Annotated in this window: 5 protein-coding genes; 2 read left to right on the top strand and 3 right to left on the bottom strand. The window is 65.6% G+C overall.

Annotation, left to right across the window (positions count from 1 at the left end):
• Nucleotides 1-60 precede the first annotated feature (60 nt).
• Together serA and VGD20_RS10725 are read right to left on the bottom strand one after the other, a co-directional pair.
• Nucleotides 61-1,647 (bottom strand): phosphoglycerate dehydrogenase, encoded by a 1,587-nt coding sequence (gene serA, locus VGD20_RS10730; RefSeq protein ID WP_331134436.1) that lies wholly within the window; start codon nucleotides 1,645-1,647, stop codon nucleotides 61-63.
• A gap of 108 nt (nucleotides 1,648-1,755) precedes the next feature.
• Nucleotides 1,756-2,883, bottom strand: coding sequence for a phosphoserine transaminase (locus VGD20_RS10725; protein WP_414714564.1), 1,128 nt, complete (start codon nucleotides 2,881-2,883; stop codon nucleotides 1,756-1,758).
• 168 nt (nucleotides 2,884-3,051) lie between these two features.
• Here VGD20_RS10725 and VGD20_RS10720 point away from each other — a divergent pair, with 168 nt between their 5' ends.
• On the top strand, nucleotides 3,052-3,753 hold the full coding sequence (locus VGD20_RS10720; protein ID WP_331134435.1) for an extensin family protein: 702 nt from the start codon (nucleotides 3,052-3,054) through the stop codon (nucleotides 3,751-3,753).
• Nucleotides 3,754-3,802: 49 nt separating this feature from the next.
• Nucleotides 3,803-4,678 (top strand): LOG family protein, encoded by an 876-nt coding sequence (locus VGD20_RS10715; protein WP_331134434.1) that lies wholly within the window; start codon nucleotides 3,803-3,805, stop codon nucleotides 4,676-4,678.
• Between the two features lie 37 nt (nucleotides 4,679-4,715).
• Here the strand turns inward: VGD20_RS10715 and VGD20_RS10710 are convergent, their stop codons facing one another.
• Nucleotides 4,716-5,141, bottom strand: a complete 426-nt coding sequence (locus VGD20_RS10710) for a cytochrome c family protein (protein ID WP_331134433.1) — start codon at nucleotides 5,139-5,141, stop codon at nucleotides 4,716-4,718.
• Between the last annotated feature and the right edge of the window lie 150 nt (nucleotides 5,142-5,291).

Raw genomic sequence — 5,291 nt, 5'->3', positions numbered from 1 at the left:
ACTAGCGAGCAAGCTCGCAAGTCTCGCTGCCCTCCCCTGAAGGGGAGGGCGTAATATGGCTCAGAACTTCAGCCCCTTCACCGTCTTCACGCCGGGCAGCTGGCAAAGCTGCCACAGCAAAGGTTCGGGCATCGGCGAGTCGAGGCTGAGCAGCAGCACCGCCTCGCCGCCCGCGGCGCGGCGGCCGAGGTGGAAGGTGCCGATGTTGAGCCCGGCTTCGCCGAGCGCGGTGCCGATGCGGCCGATGAAGCCCGGCGCATCCTCGTTGACGATGTAGAGCATATGGCCGTCGAGATCGGCCTCGACCTTGATGCCGAACATCTCGACGAGGCGCGGGTCGCCGTTGCTGAACAGCGTGCCCGCGACCGAGCGGTCACCGTCGCTGGTCGCCACGGTGACGCGGACGAGCGTGTGGTAATCGCCGTCGCGGTCGTGGCGCACTTCGCGCACGTCGAGCCCGCGCTCGCGGGCGAGATGCGGTGCGTTGACCATGTTCACGCTGTCCGAATAGCGGCGCATCAGGCCGGTGAGCACCGCGGCGGTGATCGGCTTGAGGTTGAGTTCGGCGGCAGCGCCCTCAACCTCGACCGAAATCGTCGTGAGGTTGTCGTGCGCGAGCTGGCCGACGAGGCTGCCGAGCTTTTCGGCGAGGCTCATATAGGGGCGCAGCTTCGGCGCTTCTTCGGCCGAGAGGCTGGGGACGTTGAGCGCGTTGGTGATGCCGCCGGTGAGGAGATAGTCGCTGAGCTGTTCGGCGACCTGGATGGCGACATTGACCTGCGCCTCGTCGGTCGACGCGCCCAAATGCGGCGTGCAGATGAAGTTCGGCGCGCCGAACAGCGGATGGTCGGCTGCGGGCGGTTCGGTCTGGAACACGTCGAGCGCGGCGCCCGCGACATGGCCGCTGTCGAGCGCGTCCTTCAGCGCCGCCTCGTCGATCAGCCCGCCGCGCGCGCAGTTGATGATCCGCACGCCCTTCTTCGCCTTGGCGATATTTTCCTTCGACAGGATGTTGCGCGTCTGGTCGGTCAGCGGTGTGTGCAGCGTGATGAAATCGGCCTTGGCGAGCAAGGTGTCGAGGTCGGCTTTTTCGACGCCGAGTTCGATCGCGCGCTCGGGGGTCAGGAAGGGATCGAAGGCGACGACCTTCATGCGGAGGCCGAGCGCCCGCTCGGCGACGATGCTGCCGATGTTGCCGCAGCCGATCAGGCCGAGCGTCTTCGAGGTCAGCTCGACGCCCATGAAGTCGTTCTTGGGCCATTTGCCCGCCTGCGTCCCGGCGTTGGCTTCGGGGATCTGGCGCGCGAGCGCGAACATCATCGCGATCGCATGTTCGGCGGTGGTGATGCTGTTGCCGAAGGGTGTGTTCATCACGATGACGCCCTTCTTCGACGCTTCGGGAATGTCGACATTGTCGACGCCGATCCCGGCGCGGCCGACGACCTTCAGGTTCGTCGCGGCGGCGAGGACGTCGGCGGTGACCTTGGTGGCCGAACGGATCGCGAGGCCGTCATAGTCGCCGATCATCGCGATCAGCTCGTCCTTGGTCTTGCCGGTGATGACGTCGACGTCGATGCCGCGTTCCTTGAAGATCGCGGCGGCTTTGGGGTCCATCTTGTCGCTGATGAGGACTTTGGGTGCGGTCATGATATTGAACCTTTCTTGTGCTCCCGCGAAGGCGGGAGCCCAGCTCCCGATGCTTGCGGAATGAAATGGCAGGAGATGGGTCCCCGCCTTCACGGGGACACGCTGAATTTAGGTAAGCGAGGCGTAAGCCCAGTCGAGCCACGGGCCGAGCGCTTCGATATCGGCCGTGTCGACGGTCGCGCCGCACCAGATGCGGAGCCCCGGGGGCGCGTCGCGGTAGCCCGCGATGTCATAGGCCGCGCCTTCGGCCTCGAGCAGCCCCGCGAACTTCTTGATGAAGCCTTCGTCGGCGCCCGCGACCGACAGGCAGACCGAGGTCTTCGAGCGGCTGGCGGGATCGGCGGCGAGATGGCTGAGCCACGCGCGGTCGGCGACGATCGTGTCGAGCGCCGCGGCGTTCGCATCGCTGCGTGCTTTCAGGCCATCGAGGCCACCGAGCGACTTTGCCCATTCGAGCGCGAAGATCGCATCCTCGACCGCGAGCATCGACGGGGTGTTGATCGTCTCGCCCTTGAACACGCCTTCGGCGAGCGCGCCCTTGCTGACAAGGCGGAAGACTTTCGGCAGCGGCCAGGCGGGGGTGTGGGTTTCGAGGCGTTCGACCGCGCGCGGGCCGAGGATCAGCACGCCATGGCCGCCTTCGCCGCCGAGCACCTTCTGCCAGCTGAAGGTCGCGACGTCGATCTTGTCCCACGGCAGGTCGTAGGCGAACACAGCGCTGGTGGCGTCGGCGAAGGACAGGCCCTCGCGGTCGGCGGCGATCCAGTCGCCATCGGGCACGCGCACGCCGCTGGTGGTGCCGTTCCAGGTGAAGAGGACGTCATTCGACCAGTCGACTTGGCCGAGGTCGGGAAGCTGGCCGTAGTCGGCGCGGATGACGGTCGGATCGAGCTTGAGCTGCTTGGCGGCATCGGTGACCCAGCCTTCGCCGAAGCTTTCCCAGGCGAGCGTCGTGACAGGGCGGGCCCCAAGCATCGTCCACATTGCCATTTCAAAGGCGCCGGTGTCCGAACCCGGAACGATGCCGATGCGATGCGTGTCGGGAAGCTGCAGCATCTCGCGCATCAGGTCGATGCAGTAAGCGAGGCGCGTCTTGCCGATCTTCGCACGATGCGAGCGGCCGAGCGATTCGGTGGCTAGTTTTTCGGGGGACCAGACCGGCGGCTTGGCGCAGGGTCCGGAGGAAAAATAGGGGCGCGTCGGGCGCACCTGTGGCGTCGTCACTTCACTCATCATAGTCTCTCCTTGCAGAGAGCTCGCGCGGCGTTGGGACCGCGTGGCCCGGCGCCGCCTTTAGGGTCGGGCGCCGGGCTGTCAAACAAATTGCACGGGCCGCGCGAAATTTTCGATGAGTGGAGGAAAGGTATACAGCTTGTTAACCATTTCGTCGGTATTTTGACGACCATGCCGATCCCGACTTTCCTGAAGCCCCGGATCCTGATCGCCGCCACCGCAGCGCTGGCGCTATCTGCCTGTTTCGGCGCGCCCGAGGCGATGAAGAATCGCGGCGACAAACGTCCGACGGCAAGCAAGCCGAGCCGTCCGCAGGCCGTCGGCACGCCGTCCTTCACCAGCGCCGAAGCACAGCAATGCGCATTCGACCTCAAACAGGCCGGTGTGCGCTTCACGCCGCTGCCGAACGAGGATCATGGCGGCGGCTGTACCTCGATCGATTCGGTCAAGCTGCTCGATATCGGCACGCCCGTGTCGGGGCTCGGCGCGATGACCTGTCCGCTCGCCAGGAATTTCGCGGCTTGGGCGCAATATGCGGTGAAACCCGCAGCGCGGAAATTTTTCGGGCAGGAGGTCGTAAAGATCGAGACCTTCGGTACTTATAGCTGCCGCAATATCTACGGCGGTCGCTCGGGCCGGCTTTCGCAGCACGCCTATTCGAACGCGATCGACGTGTCGGGATTCGTGCTTGCCGACGGACGCCGCATCATGCTCGATGGCGGGTGGAAGGGCGACAAGCCGTCGCAGGATTTCCTGCGCGCGCTGCACAAGTCGGGCTGCCGCCGCTTCGGGACGGTGCTCGGTCCCGATTATAATGCGGCGCACTATAATCATTTCCACTTCGACATGAGCGGCAACGGCTACTGCCGCTGACCACGCCTCCGTCTTGGCAAAGTCATGCGAAACGGGTAGCCGCTCGTTAATGGCAGAAGATAAACAACCCCATCGCTCGCGTTTCCATAAAGCCAAGGACGACGCGCATTTCGCCAAACAGGCGGTATCGACCCCTCAGACGCAAAGCCCGGCCTATCGGCTGGCGTTCCAGGACACCGAATTCCTGCTGCGCGAAGATTTGCGCCCGGTGCGTTTCCAGCTCGAACTGCTCAAGCCCGAGTTGATGCTCGACGAGGCGAAGATCGAGTCGATGCTCGTCATCTATGGCTCGGCGCGTATCCCCTCGCCCGATACCGCGCAGGCCGTGCTCGATGCAGCGCGCACGCCCGAGGAACAGCGGATCGCCGAGCGGCTTGCCGCGAAGGCCAAATATTATGACGAGGCGCGGGGGCTCGCGCGGATCGCGAGCCAGGTGCCGCCCGACAAGAATGGCTGCCGCAATTTCGTCGTCTGTTCGGGCGGCGGTCCGTCGATCATGGAGGCCGCGAATCGCGGCGCCGACGACGAGGGCAAGGAATCGGTCGGGCTCAACATCGTGTTGCCGCACGAACAGGCGCCGAACCGCTACGTCACCCCCGACCTCAGCTTCCAGTTCCACTATTTCGCGCTGCGCAAGATGCACTTCCTGCTCCGCGCGCGCGCGGTCTGCGTCTTTCCCGGCGGGTTCGGGACGTTCGACGAGACGTTCGAGCTGCTGACGCTGATCCAGACCGGCAAGATCAAGCCGATCCCGATCGTGCTGTTCAGCGAGGAATTCTGGACCCGCGTCGTCAATTTCGACGCGCTGGTCGAGGAAGGCGTGATCAGCGCGCGCGACCTGGCGTTGTTCCACTTCGTCGAAACCGCCGAAGAGGCGTGGAAGATCATCCAGGATTTCTACGGCAACGTGCAGGATCCGAACTGAGTGTCAGCGTCGCCCCCGCGAAGGCGGGGGCAGCGGACTATTTCGACTGCGCTTCCAGATACAGGAGCAGCGCCTTGCGGTCGGCATCGTCCGGAATTCCCGCAAAGGCCATCCGCGTTCCCGGCACCGCCATCATCGGCTGCTTGAGATAGGTGTCGAGCGCGGCTTCGTCCCAGACGCCGCCCTTCGCTTTCATCGCACCCGAATAGGAAAAGCCGGCGTGCGACGCGACCGCGCGCCCGACGACGCCATGCAGGTTGGGGCCGATGCCGTTGGCGCCGCCCTTTTCGATCGTGTGGCAGGCGACGCAGCGTTTGAAGACCTGTTCGCCCATCGCCGCAGTCGGCGCGACGGCAGGCGTCTCCGCGCCGCCCTCACTCGCAGGTGTTGCGGTCTGCTCGTTGCTCTTGCCGCAACCGGCGAGCGCTAGCGCGCCCGCCAGCAGGACGGGCGCGAGCCGCATTATTTCTTGGCTTCGGCCGGGGCAGGAGCAGCCGGCGCGGCACCGGCAGGCGCAGCCGCCGCACCTTCGGCCGCGGGAGCCGCAGCCGCCGCACCGTCGGCGGCCGGAGCGGCGCCTTCCGCTGCTGCAGGAGCCGCCTCGGCGGCGGGC

It is taken from the genome of Sphingopyxis sp., assembly GCF_036402335.1.
In the GTDB taxonomy this organism is placed as follows: Bacteria; Pseudomonadota; Alphaproteobacteria; order Sphingomonadales; family Sphingomonadaceae; genus Sphingopyxis.
Note: the sequence above shows the minus strand (reverse complement) of the source record. Positions and strands in the feature narration are given on the sequence as shown.